Here is a 12,285-nt window from a genome sequence, read left to right as displayed (position 1 = left end):
CGACTGTCCGGATCACGTTCGTTCAGGTACGGGTGGGACCTCTGCCAGTGGTCTGCATCCCGCCGATCAGCCCCGCGGCCTCGTCGGAGACCTCCTCGTCCACGACGACCTCGTACCGGCTCGACCGCATCGAGCAGCGCGAGGCAGAATCGCGGCTCGCCACGGGAAAACCCGTGGCCCAAGAGGTGGTCAACGGCGTGGGCGGCTTCCCGGTACGTCTCTTGTACGAGGCGACCGGCCTGCGGACCTGCTCGGTCACCGCCCGGCCCTTGCTGCCGGTGCGCACGGACGGTTTCGAACCCTTCCCAGCGTGGCGGGGCCAGTGGCTCCGCGCCTGCGCCTGGCGAGTCAGAAACGCAAGGGTCCGGTCGCCCCACGAGTACGAGAGGAAGAAACCGAACATCCCGTATGAGCCGGCTCGGCCAAGCACCACCGCTCGGCCGTAGGCTTGAAGAGAACGGAGTGATCCCATGGCCGGCAGCCGGGCGCACAACCTGTACTGCCGCCGCTGCGACAGGGAGAGCCGCCTTCCGCCGGGCAGCGGCAGGCGAATCCCCATGGCCGCGCGGCGTGAGCCCCGCCCACCCGCTCCAACCCCGGCCGACCGTGTCCCCCACGCACTGACGGTGCTCTCCGGCGCCCTGTTCGACACCCTGGACGAAGGCGAGATCCTGAGCCTGGCCATGGACCACATAGACGCCTCAGGGCCCTACAGTGCCGAGGCCGGATACCTCAAAATGGACGGCGACCTGGTCCCCAGCCCGCGGAACGGGCAGGTCCATGCGGTGGCCGTGGACCGGAGGGTACGGGAGCTGGCCGGGGAGGACGGCCCCGTGACCGTGCCCGGCTGGCCCTGGGGCCGGGCCCTGGGGCTACGCGGGATCGAAAGACTCCACGGCTACCTCGTGGTGACGTCCCCCTCCCTGCCCACCGAGGCCGAGCGCTCCCTGCTCGCCACGCTCGTCCGGCACACCGCCGCTGCACTGTCTGTCGCCTTCGCACACCGCCGCCAACGCGAGGACGCGCTGGAGCTGCACCGGCTGAGGGAGGAGCGGACAGCCCTCCAGGGGCGGCTGATCTCCGTCGTGGCCGAGCTGGGGTACGAGCAGGCAGTTCACGCGCTCATGGCCGACGTCGCCGCCTCGGGCGGCGGCGAGGAAGCCACCACCCGCGCGCTGCACGCGCTCACCGGACTCCCCGCGCTGGTCGAGGACCGCTTCGGGCGGCTGAGGTCCTGGACCGGTCCCGGTCGCCCCGACCCCTATCCCGAACCTGACCCCGTACGCCAGGACGAAATGCTGCACGCCGTCGCCCGTCGGGCCGGGCCGGTGCGAGTGAAGGACCGGCTGGTCACGCTGGTCCGCCCGCACGGCGAGATCCTGGGCGTGCTGGCCCTGGTCGACGTCCGGGGCGAGGCCGACGAACACACCCTGCGCGCGCTGGAGGACGGCGCCGCGTGGCTCGCCCCGGAGCTGGCGCACCTGCGCAATCTGGCCGAAGTGGAGTCGAGGCTGCACCGCGAGCTGGCCGACGACCTCCTGGCAGGGACGGACGAGCCGAGCGCCTACGCCCGCTCCGAGGCCGTCGGACACGACCTGCACCGCCGCCACTACGTCGTCGTGGTGCAGTGGTCGAACCGGACCGCGGACGGTTCCTTCGCACAGACCGTGGGCCGGGCGGCTTCCGCCGTGGGCATGCACGCGCTGCTGACCCGGCGTTCCGACCACGTGGTCCTGGTCACCGACGACAGACCGCACGCCCGCGCGCTGTACGAGGCGCTCGCCCGGGAGACCGGGACACGGTCCGGGACCATCGGGGTGAGCGCCCCTTGCGACTCCCTGGACGACATCCCCCAGCGATACCAGGAGGCGCAGCGCGCCCTGGAAGTGCGCCGCCACTCCCGCGGCGAGCACTACGGCACGACGTTCTTCGACGAACTGGGCCTCTACCGCATCCTGGGACCCGGCAACGACTACCGGGAACTGGAGACGTTCGTCCACGACTGGCTCGGGCAGCTGATCGACTACGACTCCCGGCACCACACGGCCATGGTGGAGACGCTGTCCCAGTACTTCGACTGCGGCGGCAACTACGACGAGACCGCCGAATCCCTCGCGATCCACCGCAGCACGCTGCGCTATCGGCTCCAGCGCATCCGCAGCATCAGCGGCAACGACCTCGCGGACGTCGAGGACCGGCTCAACCTCCAGGTGGCGACCCGGGTGTGGAAGATCGTGCTGGGCGAACAAGCAGGAGAACGGCATCGTTGAACGCGATGCGGCAGATCGATCACCTGCGCGCGAGCCGGGCCGCGAGGTAGGGCGCGGTGGCGCTGCGGCGGGCTCTGGCCACCTTGGCCGGCGAGCCCGCCGCGACCACCCGCCCGCCCGCGTCGCCGCCGCCGGGCCCGAGGTCGATCACCCAGTCGGCGGTGGTGATCGTGTCCAGGTCGTGCTCGACGAGGACGACCGTGTTGCCGGCGTCGACGAGCCGGTGCAGCTGTCGCAGCAGCAGCGCGACGTCCGAGGGGTGCAGCCCCGCCGTCGGTTCGTCGAGCAGGTAGAGCGCGTGGCCGCGGCGGGCTCGCTGCAGTTCGGTGGCCAGTTTGATGCGTTGCGCCTCACCCCCGCTCAGCTCCGTCGCGGGCTGCCCCAGCCGCAGGTACCCCAGTCCCACCTCGCGCAACGTCTCCAGACTGCGGGAGGCGGGAGGGACGGCGGACAGGAACGTGGCGGCGGCGTCGACGGACAACCCCAGCACTTCGGCGATGTTCTTGCCGCGGTAGGTGACTTCCAGCGTTTCGGCGTTGTAGCGGGCGCCCCCGCAGGTCGGGCACGGTGCGTAGGTGCCGGGCAGGAAGAGCAGTTCCACCGCGACGAATCCCTCGCCCTGGCAGGTCTCGCACCGTCCATCGGGCACGTTGAAGGAGAACCGCCCGGCCGAGTAGCCGCGCGCCCTGGCTTCGTCCGTCGCCGCGTACAGCTTGCGCACCGCGTCGAACATCCCCGTGTACGTGGCCAGGTTGGAACGGGGAGTGCGGCCGATGGGCCGTTGGTCGACCCGGACCAGCCGGTCGAAGGACTCGACCCCCGATGCGTCCTGGACGTCGACCACCAGCTGCGCCTCGTCGGGCTCCTCGGGTGCGAGTCCGAGGTGGCCGCGGACGACCTCGGCGAGCACCTGCGTCACCAGTGTCGACTTTCCGGAACCGGACACGCCCGTCACCGCCGTCAGCACGCACAGCGGTACGTCGACGGACACGTCGTGCAGATTGTGGCGGGAGACGCCCCTCAGGTGCAGCCAGCCCTGCGGGGTGCGCGGGCGGTGAGCGAGCGGTTCGGCGCGCCCGAACAGGTGATGGCTCGTGGCCGACTCCGCCACCCGCTCCAGACCGGCGACCGGGCCGCTGTACAGCACCCGGCCGCCGCCCTCGCCCGCGCCGGGGCCGATGTCGACCACCCAGTCCGCCCGCCGTACGACGTCCATGTCGTGCTCCACGACGAACAGCGAGTTGCCCGCCGCCTTGAGGCGCTCCAGCACGTCCAGCAGCGGTTCCGCGTCAGCCGGGTGCAGGCCCGCGGAGGGTTCGTCGAGGACGTAGACGACGCCGAACAGCCCCGAGCGCAGCTGGGTGGCGATCCGCAGGCGCTGCGCCTCGCCGGGCGACAGGGTCGTCGAGCGGCGTCCGAGGCTGAGGTATCCGAGGCCCAGGTCGAGCAGTACGTCGACCCGCGCGACCAGATCGCCGCAGATCCGGACCGCGACCTCGGTCGTCTCCCCGGATCGGGCGGTCGACGTGGTGGCGTCGGCCTGGGACCGCCCCGCGACGGGCCGCAGCAGCCCCGCGACCTCGGTGAGCGGCATCGCGTTGATCTCGGCGATGGAACGTCCGGCGAAGGTCACGGCGAGCGCCTCGGGCCGCAGTCCACTGCCGTGGCACTCGGGGCAGGGCACACTCCTGACGAACCGGAGCGCCCGTTCGCGCATCTTCTCGCTCTTGGAGTCGGCGAGGACGTGCATGACGTGCTTGCGGGCGCTCCAGAACTTTCCCTGGTAGCCGTAGTCGACGCGGTCCTCCTCCGGCTCGATGTACACGGAGGGCTGCTCGTCGGTGTACAGCAGCCAGTCCCGGTCCTTCTTCCTGAGCCTGCGCCACGGCCGGTCGATGTCGATCCCCAGGCCGTTCACGACACTGCGCAGGTTGGCGCCCTGCCAGGCGCCCGGCCAGGCGGCGATCGCCCCCTCGCGGATGCTCAGCGAGGGGTCCGGGACGAGCAGGTCCTCGGCGACGTCGTGCACGACGCCCAGTCCGTGGCATTCGGGGCAGGCACCGGCCGTGGTGTTGGGTGAGAACGACTCGGCTTCCAGCCGTGCGGCCCGGGGCGGATAGGTGCCGGCGCGTGAGTACAGCATGCGCAGCAGATTGGACAGCGTGGTGAGGGTGCCGACCGTCGAGCGCGAGCTGGGCGACCCGCGTCGCTGCTGCAGGGCCACGGCCGGTGGCAGTCCGGTGATCTCCTGCACGTGCGGTGCGCCGACCTGCTGCAACAGCCTTCGGGCGTACGGTGCCACGGACTCGAAATAGCGCCGCTGGGCCTCCGCGTAGAGCGTGCCGAACGCGAGCGAGGACTTGCCCGAACCGGAGACGCCGGTGAAGGCGACCATCGCGTCCCGCGGCACGTCGACGTCGATGTTCCGCAGGTTGTTCTCACTGGCGCCCCGGACATGCACGAAGGGGTCGGTCGCGTCCTTGTCCACCGTTCCTGATTACCTGATCGCGCCGGGAACCGCGCGACCGGCGCCTTCACCGGGGCCCCGCTCATACGAGCGTCCGGTTCGTTGGCTCCATTCGAATGGTCCAACAGCCGCGTGGGACCTGACCGGCCCCACCGGCGTGACGTCGGGGAAACCGGCACCCGGGAGACGGGCGGGCAGGCGGGCAACGCGTCTGGCGCGACAGGGCCGGCGCCCACTGGCGCGCGTACCTCAACGGGCACGTCCAGGAACCCGCCAACCACCGCCACGGCGCCTTGATCAACACTGAGGAGCATCTCCGACTGCGTCACGACACCATCGGCGTCCAGCCCACCCTCGACCTCGCCGAACGGATCGGCCACGACGAACTGCCCACCCACCCCTGTTCGCCCCCACCGCAGTCTCCGCGCTGCGGGCAGTGGCCGCCGAGATCGACTCCCTCCACAACGACGTCCACTCACCCGCCAGAGAGGAAGCGAGCTCCCACACGCACAACCTCCTGCTGATCCTCCGGCGCGACCACGGATCCGACCCCGCCACCGCCTTCGCATGGCGCTCGGCATGCTGCCCGCGCGCATCGTCTCGTCCGCGCGATTCGACTACGCTCCGTACAGCCCGTCGCACCGCGTCCGGGGCACCCGCCCAGGACTCCTTCACGACCCCCGGAAACGATGAAGCGAGCTGACGAACTGTCACCAAAGTCAGCATTGGGTCAGCATTGGTCCTGGCAAAGCTGACCCCAACTGGTCATACCTGGGAAACGTCGAGGATCCCGAGAGGGCCTTCCAGAGCCTCCAGTCGCCTGCCCCGCCGGAAGGACCTCCGTACGGTATGCGCTCTCTCCTCGACTGATGTCAACCGGTCGACCTACTGCAGAAAACCGCAGTTCAGCGCACCCGTCCCCGTGCTTTCAGCGGCACGGGCGGGAGTTGCGGAGCGGGGATCGGCGGGCCGTCGTAGCCCTTTACCTCGCCGTAGCGGGTGCCTTCCATCCAGTCCTTGCGGAACTGGATGATCTCCTCGTTGCTCCGGCCGATCCAGTTCCAGAACATCACGATCTCCTCCTCGAACGGCTCGCCGCCCAGGAGCATCAGGCCCGCGTCCGAGGCTGCGTGCAAGGGGAGTTCCGTGCGGCCGCAGCCGAGGTAGAGCATCGAGCCCGGGAGGACCGGGACGCCGTCGACGTGGGCTTCGCCCGACATGGACAGGACGGCGTACTCGAAGTCCGGGTCCAGCGGGAGGCGGGTCCGCGTACCCGCCGCCAGGGTGAGGTCCGCGCCCACGATCGGGGTGTACGCCGTGCCGGGCGAGGTCGCCGTGTCCAGGGTGCCGAGGATGACCGTCGCCGTCAGGCCCGGGGCCGTCACCCGCGGCAGGTCCGCGTGGTGCTGGAAGTGCGGTTCCACGTTCCGGTGGGCGTCGGGCAGGGCCACCCACAGCTGGGCGCCGTGCAGGAAGCGCGCGTGCGGGCGCGGGCTCTCCTCGGAGTGGCTGATGCCGCGGCCGGAGGTCATCAGGCCCAGCTCGCGCGGGCGGATCGTCTCCAGGCTGCCGACGCTGTCGCGGTGCAGCACCTCGCCCTCGTGGAGCCAGCTCACCGTCTGGAGCCCGGAGTGCGGGTGCGGCGCGACCTGCATGCCGGGCTCGTCGGCGATGTCGTCCGGACCGTAGTGGTCTACGAAGCACCAGGCGCCCACCATGCGGCGGCCCAGGTTCGGCAGGAGTCGGCGTACCTCGGTGGACTCCCCGAGCTTGACCGTGCGCGGGCTGAGGAGCTCGCGCACCGGTTCGGCCACGACGAATCCGCGGCCGCCGCAGGCGGAGAGAGCGGGCTGGCGATCGAGATTGCTCATGGGCACAACCTAGCCCCGAGGGGGCGGCCGTGTTGAGTGGAATGTTCCGGTCGCCGAGCGTGTTGGAGGCAGCGGACGAACCACCTGAACGGCGGAAGGGACGCGATGGACGCGATGAACGCGCCGACGGAGTACTACGAGCACGGGACGGCGGCCGAGCGCTGGGCGCGCGCCCAGCTCTTCTTCGACGCGCGGGAGTACGCGACGGCCGCCCGCATCCTGGAGCCGCTGGCCGGCGAGGCCCCCGAGCAGCTGGCGCCGCGGCTGCTGCTGGCCCGTGCCTACTACCACTCCGCCCAGCTCTCCCGCGCCGAGCGCGAGCTGCGCGCCGTGCTGGAGCGGTGGCCGGTGGAGGACTACGCCCGGCTCATGCTCGGTCGCACCCTGGAGCGTCTGGGGCGGCCCGGCGAGGCCCGCCCCCACTTGCGGATGGCCGCCGCGATGGCCGGCGAGTTCCCCGAGTAGCGGCCCGTACGACGGACGGCCCGGCCCGTGCGTTCGGGGCCGGGCGGCCGCCTCGGTTAGCCTGGGGGCACGATGAACCGTCTGACCACGCCTTTCGGCTCCTACGAGCTCACCCGCTTCCCCGAGGACCCGCGCGACCGGCTCCGCGCCTGGGACGCCGCCGACGAGTACCTGCTGCGCCACCTCGACTCCGGTACGGGGGAACGCGGTCCGGTGGACCTGGCCGGCGCCGGGCAGATCACCGTCCTCGGTGACCGCTGGGGAGCGCTGACGACGGCACTGGCCGCGTACCATCCGACGCAGATCACCGATTCCTACCTCTCCCGGGCCAGTACCGCGGCGAACCTGGACCGGGCCGGGATCGGCACCGCCAAGTCCACGGTGCGGCTCCTGACCACGCAGGACCCGCCGCCCGAGCGGATCGACGTACTCCTCGTACGCGTACCCAAGAGCCTGGCGCTGCTGGAGGACCAGCTGTACCGGCTGGCGCCGCACGTCCACGAGGGCACGGTCGTCGTCGGCACGGGCATGGTCAAGGAGATCCACACCTCCACCCTCAACCTCTTCGAGAAGATCCTCGGCCCGACCAGGACCTCCCTCGCCGAGAAGAAGGCCCGGCTGATCTTCTGCACGCCCGGCGCCGCCACCGCGACGCGCGGCGACGACGACCCGTGGCCGGTGACGTACAAGCTGGACCAGGAGGCGGGCTCGGGCGCCGGGCTGACCGCCGTCAACCACGCCGGCATCTTCTGCGCGGACCGGCTCGACGTCGGCACCCGCTTCTTCCTGCAGAGCATCCCGACCAACACGAACGGCGCCCGTGTCGTGGACCTGGGCTGCGGCAACGGCATCGTCGGCACCGCCGTCGCCGTCGCGGACCCGCGGGCCGAGATCGTGTTCACCGACGAGTCGTACCAGGCGGTCGCCTCGGCGAAGGCCACGTTCCGGGCCAACGTGCACCGCGAGCGCGAGCGGGCCGACTTCCTCGTCGGTGACGGCGTCGCCATGCTGGACCCGGGCTCGATCGACCTGATCCTGTGCAACCCGCCCTTCCACTCCCACCAGGCCACCACGGACGCGACGGCGCTGCGCATGTTCGCCCAGTCGCGCAAGGCGCTGCGGCCCCGCGGCGAGCTGTGGGTCGTCGCCAACCGGCACATGGGCTACCACACCCACCTGCGCCGGCTCTTCGGCAACAGTGAAGTCGTCGCCAGCGAGCCGAAGTTCGTGGTCCTGCGAGCGGTCAAGGAGGATCGTCCGCGCCCCGCACGCCCCATGTGACCTGCCGGTACGTCCTACACTCTGGCGCGTGAGCAGCCAGGTGGGGGACGGAAGCGGTGACGAGGCGGGCACCGGCGGGCGCTACCGCCGGGAGGACGTGGCCCGGGCGGCCGGCGTCAAGGTGCGCAACCTGCGTTACTACCAGGAGCGCGGGCTGCTCCCGCCGCCGCGCCGGGAGGGCCGGATCGCCTGGTACTCCGACGACCACCTGACCCGACTGCGCCTGATCAGCGACCTGTTGGGGCGCGGCTACACGGTCAACGGCATCGCGGAGCTGCTGAACGCGTGGGAAGACGGCGGCGGCCTGTCCCAACTGCTCGGCCTGGAGCGGGAGATGACCCGCGACTGGGTGCAGGACGAGCCGGTGACGATGACCCGGGCCGCGCTGCGCGAGCTGTTCGGTCCGACGGCCACCGCCGAGGACACCCGGCGGGCGGCGGAGCTGGGCTACGTCACGGTCGACGGCGACCTGGTCACCTACCCGAGCCGGCGGCTGCTCGACGCGACGCTGGCGCTGGTGCGGCAGGGGGTGCCGCTGACGGAGATCCTGGACGCCGGGGAGTTCGTGCAGGCGCAGGCGGCCGCGCTCGCGGACCGGTTCGTCGGACTGTTCCGGCGGCATGTGATCGGCGCGGAAGGACTGGAGCTGCTTTCGGCCACCCAGCTCCAGCACATCACGGCGGCGGTGACGGCCCTGCGGCCGGTGGCCGGAGAGGTCGTGTCCACGGAGTTCGCGCGGGCGATGGCCCGGCGGGTGGACGCGGAGGTCGCCGAACTGCTGCGTACGGAGCAGTAGGAGTCGGCTCAAAGGGTGCGCTCGCACAACCTTGCCAACCACCATTGGCACTCTTACATTCAACTCGTCGGTAACAACGGTGCACAGCCGAAATAAGGGACGATCCCATGACCGGTTCCCCCCACTTATCCGACGAGCACAACGACTCCGGCCGCGTGCGCTGGCGCCGGTTCGCGGTCCTGACCGTCCCCGCCGTCGCAGTGACCGCCGGCCTCGGCATCGCCCTCGCCCAGGGCGTGCTGGCCGCCTCGTTCGCCGTTTCGGGACAGCAGTTCAAGGTGTCGGCGAGCAGCCTGGAGGGCGAGGGCTTCGCCCAGTACGGCGGCGTCGACGTCAACGCCCGCGACGAGCTCATCCCGGTGGCCGTCACCGCAATCCGGGAGGCCAGGCTCAGCAACCTCTGCCAGTCCGTCGTCACCACGCTCCCGGTGATCGGGGACATCTCGCTCAACCTCACCGCGGGCGGGAAGACCCCGGTGGAGGCGAGCAACCTCTTCGTCGACGCGACCCAGCTCGCCGGTGACGCCGTCTTCAGCAACATCGAGATCGGGCGCGACGCCTCCACCCTCGACAAGGGGCCGGCCGACGCGCAGGGCATGCAGGACCTCTTCGCCCAGCAGGCCGACACGGTCCGCATCACCGGTCTCCAGCAGACGGCGTGGGCGACGAACGCCGGCACCTTCAAGCTCTCCGGCCTCAGCATGAACGTCAGCAAGGGCAAGAAGGAATGCTTCTGAGCCGCCGTCAGCGGTGGCGTCGGTGGCGGCGCAGCAGGCCCTTCTGGGGCGGGCTGTTCGCGATCCTGGCCGGGGCGTGGATCTGCGTCCTCCCACTGGCGCCGTTGAAGATCATGCTCCAGCAGGGGGTGGCGGGGATCCCGTCCGTCCTGATGGGCATCGTCATGGTCGTGCTGGGCCTCACCGCCTGGTTCTCGCCGCCCCAGCGCGCTCTCGCGGGCGTCCTCACCACCCTGATCGCCACCGCCGCGCTGGTCCTGTCGAATCTGGGCGGCTTCCTGATCGGCACCCTCCTCGGCATCCTCGGCGGCGGCCTGATGTTCGCCTGGCAGCCGTACGCCGCCCAGCGCGCCGGCGGCGGAACCGGAGCCGGGACCGGGGCGGAGCCCGACCCGGCTCCGGTCCCGGCCCGGAGCGCGCCCCCTCCCCCCACCCCGCACTCCGATCCCCAAGGAGCACAGCCATGAGCCGCACGCGTACCGCGCTCGCCCTCGGGACGGCCGCCGCCGGAGCCATAGCGCTCGCCTCGGTCACCGCCTCCGCCGCTCCCGCCCCCGTGGCCGGGTCGACCACCGTCACCCCGGCCGGCCACGACTTCAAGGCCGTCCTCAGCGGGAAGGCCACCCTCAAGGCCGGTTCGGTGACCGTGACCTGCACGGTCTCCGTCTCCACCGGAACGGTGCCGGCCGCCCCCGGCAACAACAACCCGGCCGGGCCCGTGTCCTCGCCGATCTCGCCGCCGACGTACAGCTCGTGCACGTCCAGCATGCCGGGGGTGACCCCGACGGTCACCACCAGCGGTGCGTGGGCGGTGTCCATGCAGGACGGCGCGCCGATCACCGCCACCATGACCGTGCCGACCGGCGGGCTGGTCCTCAAGACGACCGGGCTCGCCTCCTGTACGGTCACCGCGGCCCCGACGGGGCCGGCGAGCGTCCCCGGCACCTGGGCCAACGGCAGCCCGTCGACCCTGACCTTCACCAACGCCTCCGTACCGGTCAAGGTCACCGGCGGCTTCGGCTGCCCGACCAGCGCCACCGCGTCCGTGTTCAACGCGGTCTACAAGGTCTCCGACGTCACCGACCCGGCGCAGGCCATCACCGTCGGCCCCTGAGCCCGCCCCGGGCACGCCCGGCCCGTCCTCCCCGGAGCCGTCCGGAGAGGACGGGCCCCACTCGTGCGGCTGCGGGCGGGCGGGTGGGCGGGCGGAAATTGCGTTGCCGCACCCGGTGCGCCGCGAGAGGCTCGCTGTCATGTCGCAGAGCACCGAACCCCCGCAGCAGTCCGCCCCGCGCCCGGCCGGCCGGGACGTCTCCGACCTCTTCTCCGGCGGCCGCCTCACCGCGATCCCGCGCAAGGCGGCCCGGCGGGAGCAGCTCCTCGTCCACCTGACCGAGACCCTGTTCACGGTGGACCGCACCTACACGGAACCCGAGGTGAACGAGGCGCTGCGCACCGTGCACGACGACTGCTCGGCGCTGCGGCGCTACCTGATCACCGCGGGCCTGCTCACGCGGACCCGCGACGGCCGCAGCTATCAGCGGGCCACGACCACCCTGTAGTGGGTCGTCAGCCTGCCGTCGTCACCGAGCACGTGGAAGGCGACGGCCGGCGGTTCGTCGAGGTGCACGTGCTCGGAGGACCCGGTGCGCCCCTCCCACGGCAGCCGGAGGGTGGACACGACACCGGGCGCCACCAGGAGCGGCCGGCCGGCGAAGGTGGTGGCGGCCGCGGTGTGGGCGTGCCCGCACAGGAACGCCGTCAGGTGCGGGTGCCGCTCCACGAGCGCGGCGAGCCTGTCCTCGCCGAACTGGCGTATCTCGTCGACGTACGGGGTGTGCAGCGCGACCGGTGGGTGGTGGAAGGCGACCAGGACCGGGGTGTCCCGCGGGGTGTCGGTCAGTACGCCGTCCAGCCGGGCCAGCGTCGACTCCTCCAGGAAGCCGTGGTGCGCACCGGGGACGGAGGAGTCGCACACGGCGAGCACGAAGCCGTCGCCGCGCAGCACCTGGTCGACGGGCAGCGCGGACGGGGTCTCCTCGCCCAGCAGCCCGCGGCGGAAGGCGGCGCGCTCGTCGTGGTTGCCGGGACATACCACCAGGGGGTGGCGTGAACGCAGCAGCTTGGCGGCCTCCTCGTACTCCGCGTCCTCGCCGTGGTCGGCTATGTCCCCGCTCACGAGTACGGCGTCCAGGTCGTGGGGCAGGCCGTCGAGGTACTCCATGACGGCGCGGGTGCGGTCGGCTGCGCGCCGGTCACCGTCGAGGTGTACGTCGCTGAGGTGGGCGATCACGATCACGTGCGGTGTCTCCTGAATCCCTGGTCGAGAGATTGCGGTCGACACGTTCAACGGCCCGGACGGGCCCCGCCGTTCCCCCCGTTTCCCGTTTCCCCGTTT

13 protein-coding genes and 1 pseudogene are annotated in these 12,285 nt (G+C 71.6%); 10 read left to right on the top strand and 4 right to left on the bottom strand.

What is annotated here, in order from left to right; all coding sequences use genetic code 11:
- Positions 1–22 precede the first annotated feature (22 nt).
- Entirely contained in the window at positions 23–286 is a 264-nt protein-coding gene (locus tag IG86_RS0122560; RefSeq protein WP_157854862.1) for a hypothetical protein, read from the bottom strand.
- Between the two features lie 271 nt (positions 287–557).
- Here IG86_RS0122560 and IG86_RS0122555 point away from each other — a divergent pair, with 271 nt between their 5' ends.
- Positions 558–2,270: a PucR family transcriptional regulator gene (locus IG86_RS0122555; RefSeq protein WP_030899060.1), complete on the top strand. Its 1,713-nt coding sequence runs from the start codon at positions 558–560 to the stop codon at positions 2,268–2,270.
- 19 nt (positions 2,271–2,289) lie between these two features.
- Here IG86_RS0122555 and uvrA read toward each other — a convergent pair whose 3' ends face one another.
- On the bottom strand, positions 2,290–4,758 hold the full coding sequence (gene uvrA, locus IG86_RS0122550) for an excinuclease ABC subunit UvrA (RefSeq protein WP_030899057.1): 2,469 nt from the start codon (positions 4,756–4,758) through the stop codon (positions 2,290–2,292).
- Between the two features lie 194 nt (positions 4,759–4,952).
- Between uvrA and IG86_RS45535 the strand changes: the two are divergent.
- Both IG86_RS45535 and IG86_RS45530 read left to right on the top strand, forming a co-directional pair.
- A pseudogene (locus tag IG86_RS45535) lies at positions 4,953–5,123 on the top strand (terpene synthase family protein); the annotation flags it as partial.
- Between the two features lie 14 nt (positions 5,124–5,137).
- On the top strand, positions 5,138–5,440 hold the full coding sequence (locus tag IG86_RS45530) for a terpene synthase family protein (RefSeq protein WP_362950895.1): 303 nt from the start codon (positions 5,138–5,140) through the stop codon (positions 5,438–5,440).
- Between the two features lie 202 nt (positions 5,441–5,642).
- Here IG86_RS45530 and IG86_RS0122545 read toward each other — a convergent pair whose 3' ends face one another.
- On the bottom strand, positions 5,643–6,608 hold the full coding sequence (locus IG86_RS0122545) for a pirin family protein (protein WP_030821054.1): 966 nt from the start codon (positions 6,606–6,608) through the stop codon (positions 5,643–5,645).
- A gap of 114 nt (positions 6,609–6,722) precedes the next feature.
- Between IG86_RS0122545 and IG86_RS0122540 the strand changes: the two genes are divergently transcribed.
- The 7 genes from IG86_RS0122540 (at position 6,723) to IG86_RS0122510 (ending at position 11,449) form a co-directional block, all read left to right on the top strand.
- Positions 6,723–7,073: a tetratricopeptide repeat protein gene (locus IG86_RS0122540; RefSeq protein WP_030899055.1), complete on the top strand. Its 351-nt coding sequence runs from the start codon at positions 6,723–6,725 to the stop codon at positions 7,071–7,073.
- A gap of 81 nt (positions 7,074–7,154) precedes the next feature.
- Positions 7,155–8,354 (top strand): methyltransferase, encoded by a 1,200-nt coding sequence (locus IG86_RS0122535; protein WP_030821048.1) that lies wholly within the window; start codon positions 7,155–7,157, stop codon positions 8,352–8,354.
- A 28-nt stretch (positions 8,355–8,382) separates the two neighbouring features.
- Positions 8,383–9,150, top strand: a complete 768-nt coding sequence (locus IG86_RS0122530) for a MerR family transcriptional regulator (RefSeq protein ID WP_234348918.1) — start codon at positions 8,383–8,385, stop codon at positions 9,148–9,150.
- Between the two features lie 107 nt (positions 9,151–9,257).
- Positions 9,258–9,887 carry a DUF6230 family protein gene (locus IG86_RS0122525; protein WP_030821043.1) on the top strand — a complete coding sequence of 210 codons (630 nt, stop codon included), beginning with the start codon at positions 9,258–9,260 and terminating at the stop codon, positions 9,885–9,887.
- On the top strand, positions 9,878–10,354 hold the full coding sequence (locus IG86_RS0122520) for a DUF6114 domain-containing protein (protein ID WP_037848113.1): 477 nt from the start codon (positions 9,878–9,880) through the stop codon (positions 10,352–10,354). Before IG86_RS0122525 ends, IG86_RS0122520 begins: the two co-directional genes overlap by 10 nt.
- On the top strand, positions 10,351–11,001 hold the full coding sequence (locus IG86_RS0122515; protein ID WP_030899048.1) for a hypothetical protein: 651 nt from the start codon (positions 10,351–10,353) through the stop codon (positions 10,999–11,001). The genes IG86_RS0122520 and IG86_RS0122515 overlap by 4 nt, the downstream gene beginning before the upstream one ends.
- Positions 11,002–11,140: 139 nt before the next feature.
- Positions 11,141–11,449 carry a DUF2087 domain-containing protein gene (locus IG86_RS0122510; RefSeq protein ID WP_030821037.1) on the top strand — a complete coding sequence of 103 codons (309 nt, stop codon included), beginning with the start codon at positions 11,141–11,143 and terminating at the stop codon, positions 11,447–11,449.
- Here the strand turns inward: IG86_RS0122510 and IG86_RS0122505 are convergent.
- Positions 11,425–12,186 (bottom strand): metallophosphoesterase, encoded by a 762-nt coding sequence (locus tag IG86_RS0122505; protein ID WP_030899045.1) that lies wholly within the window; start codon positions 12,184–12,186, stop codon positions 11,425–11,427. The genes IG86_RS0122510 and IG86_RS0122505 overlap by 25 nt on opposite strands.
- Positions 12,187–12,285: the final 99 nt, after the last annotated feature.

It is taken from the genome of Streptomyces virginiae (assembly GCF_000720455.1).
GTDB lineage: Bacteria > Actinomycetota > Actinomycetes > Streptomycetales > Streptomycetaceae > Streptomyces > Streptomyces virginiae.
The sequence above is the reverse complement of the archived record's forward strand: the minus strand, read 5'-3'. Positions and strand labels throughout refer to the sequence as shown.

What these genes read in the sequence shown, in the direction of transcription:
- IG86_RS0122545 (WP_030821054.1), bottom strand. Translation starts at nt 6,608, where the DNA reads ATGAGCAATCTCGATCGCCAGCCCGCTCTCTCCGCCTGCGGCGGCCGC.
- IG86_RS0122525 (WP_030821043.1), top strand. Translation starts at nt 9,258, where the DNA reads ATGACCGGTTCCCCCCACTTATCCGACGAGCACAACGACTCCGGCCGC.
- IG86_RS0122555 (WP_030899060.1), top strand. Translation starts at nt 558, where the DNA reads ATGGCCGCGCGGCGTGAGCCCCGCCCACCCGCTCCAACCCCGGCCGAC.
- IG86_RS0122520 (WP_037848113.1), top strand. Translation starts at nt 9,878, where the DNA reads ATGCTTCTGAGCCGCCGTCAGCGGTGGCGTCGGTGGCGGCGCAGCAGG.
- IG86_RS0122515 (WP_030899048.1), top strand. Translation starts at nt 10,351, where the DNA reads ATGAGCCGCACGCGTACCGCGCTCGCCCTCGGGACGGCCGCCGCCGGA.
- IG86_RS0122540 (WP_030899055.1), top strand. Translation starts at nt 6,723, where the DNA reads ATGAACGCGCCGACGGAGTACTACGAGCACGGGACGGCGGCCGAGCGC.
- IG86_RS0122510 (WP_030821037.1), top strand. Translation starts at nt 11,141, where the DNA reads ATGTCGCAGAGCACCGAACCCCCGCAGCAGTCCGCCCCGCGCCCGGCC.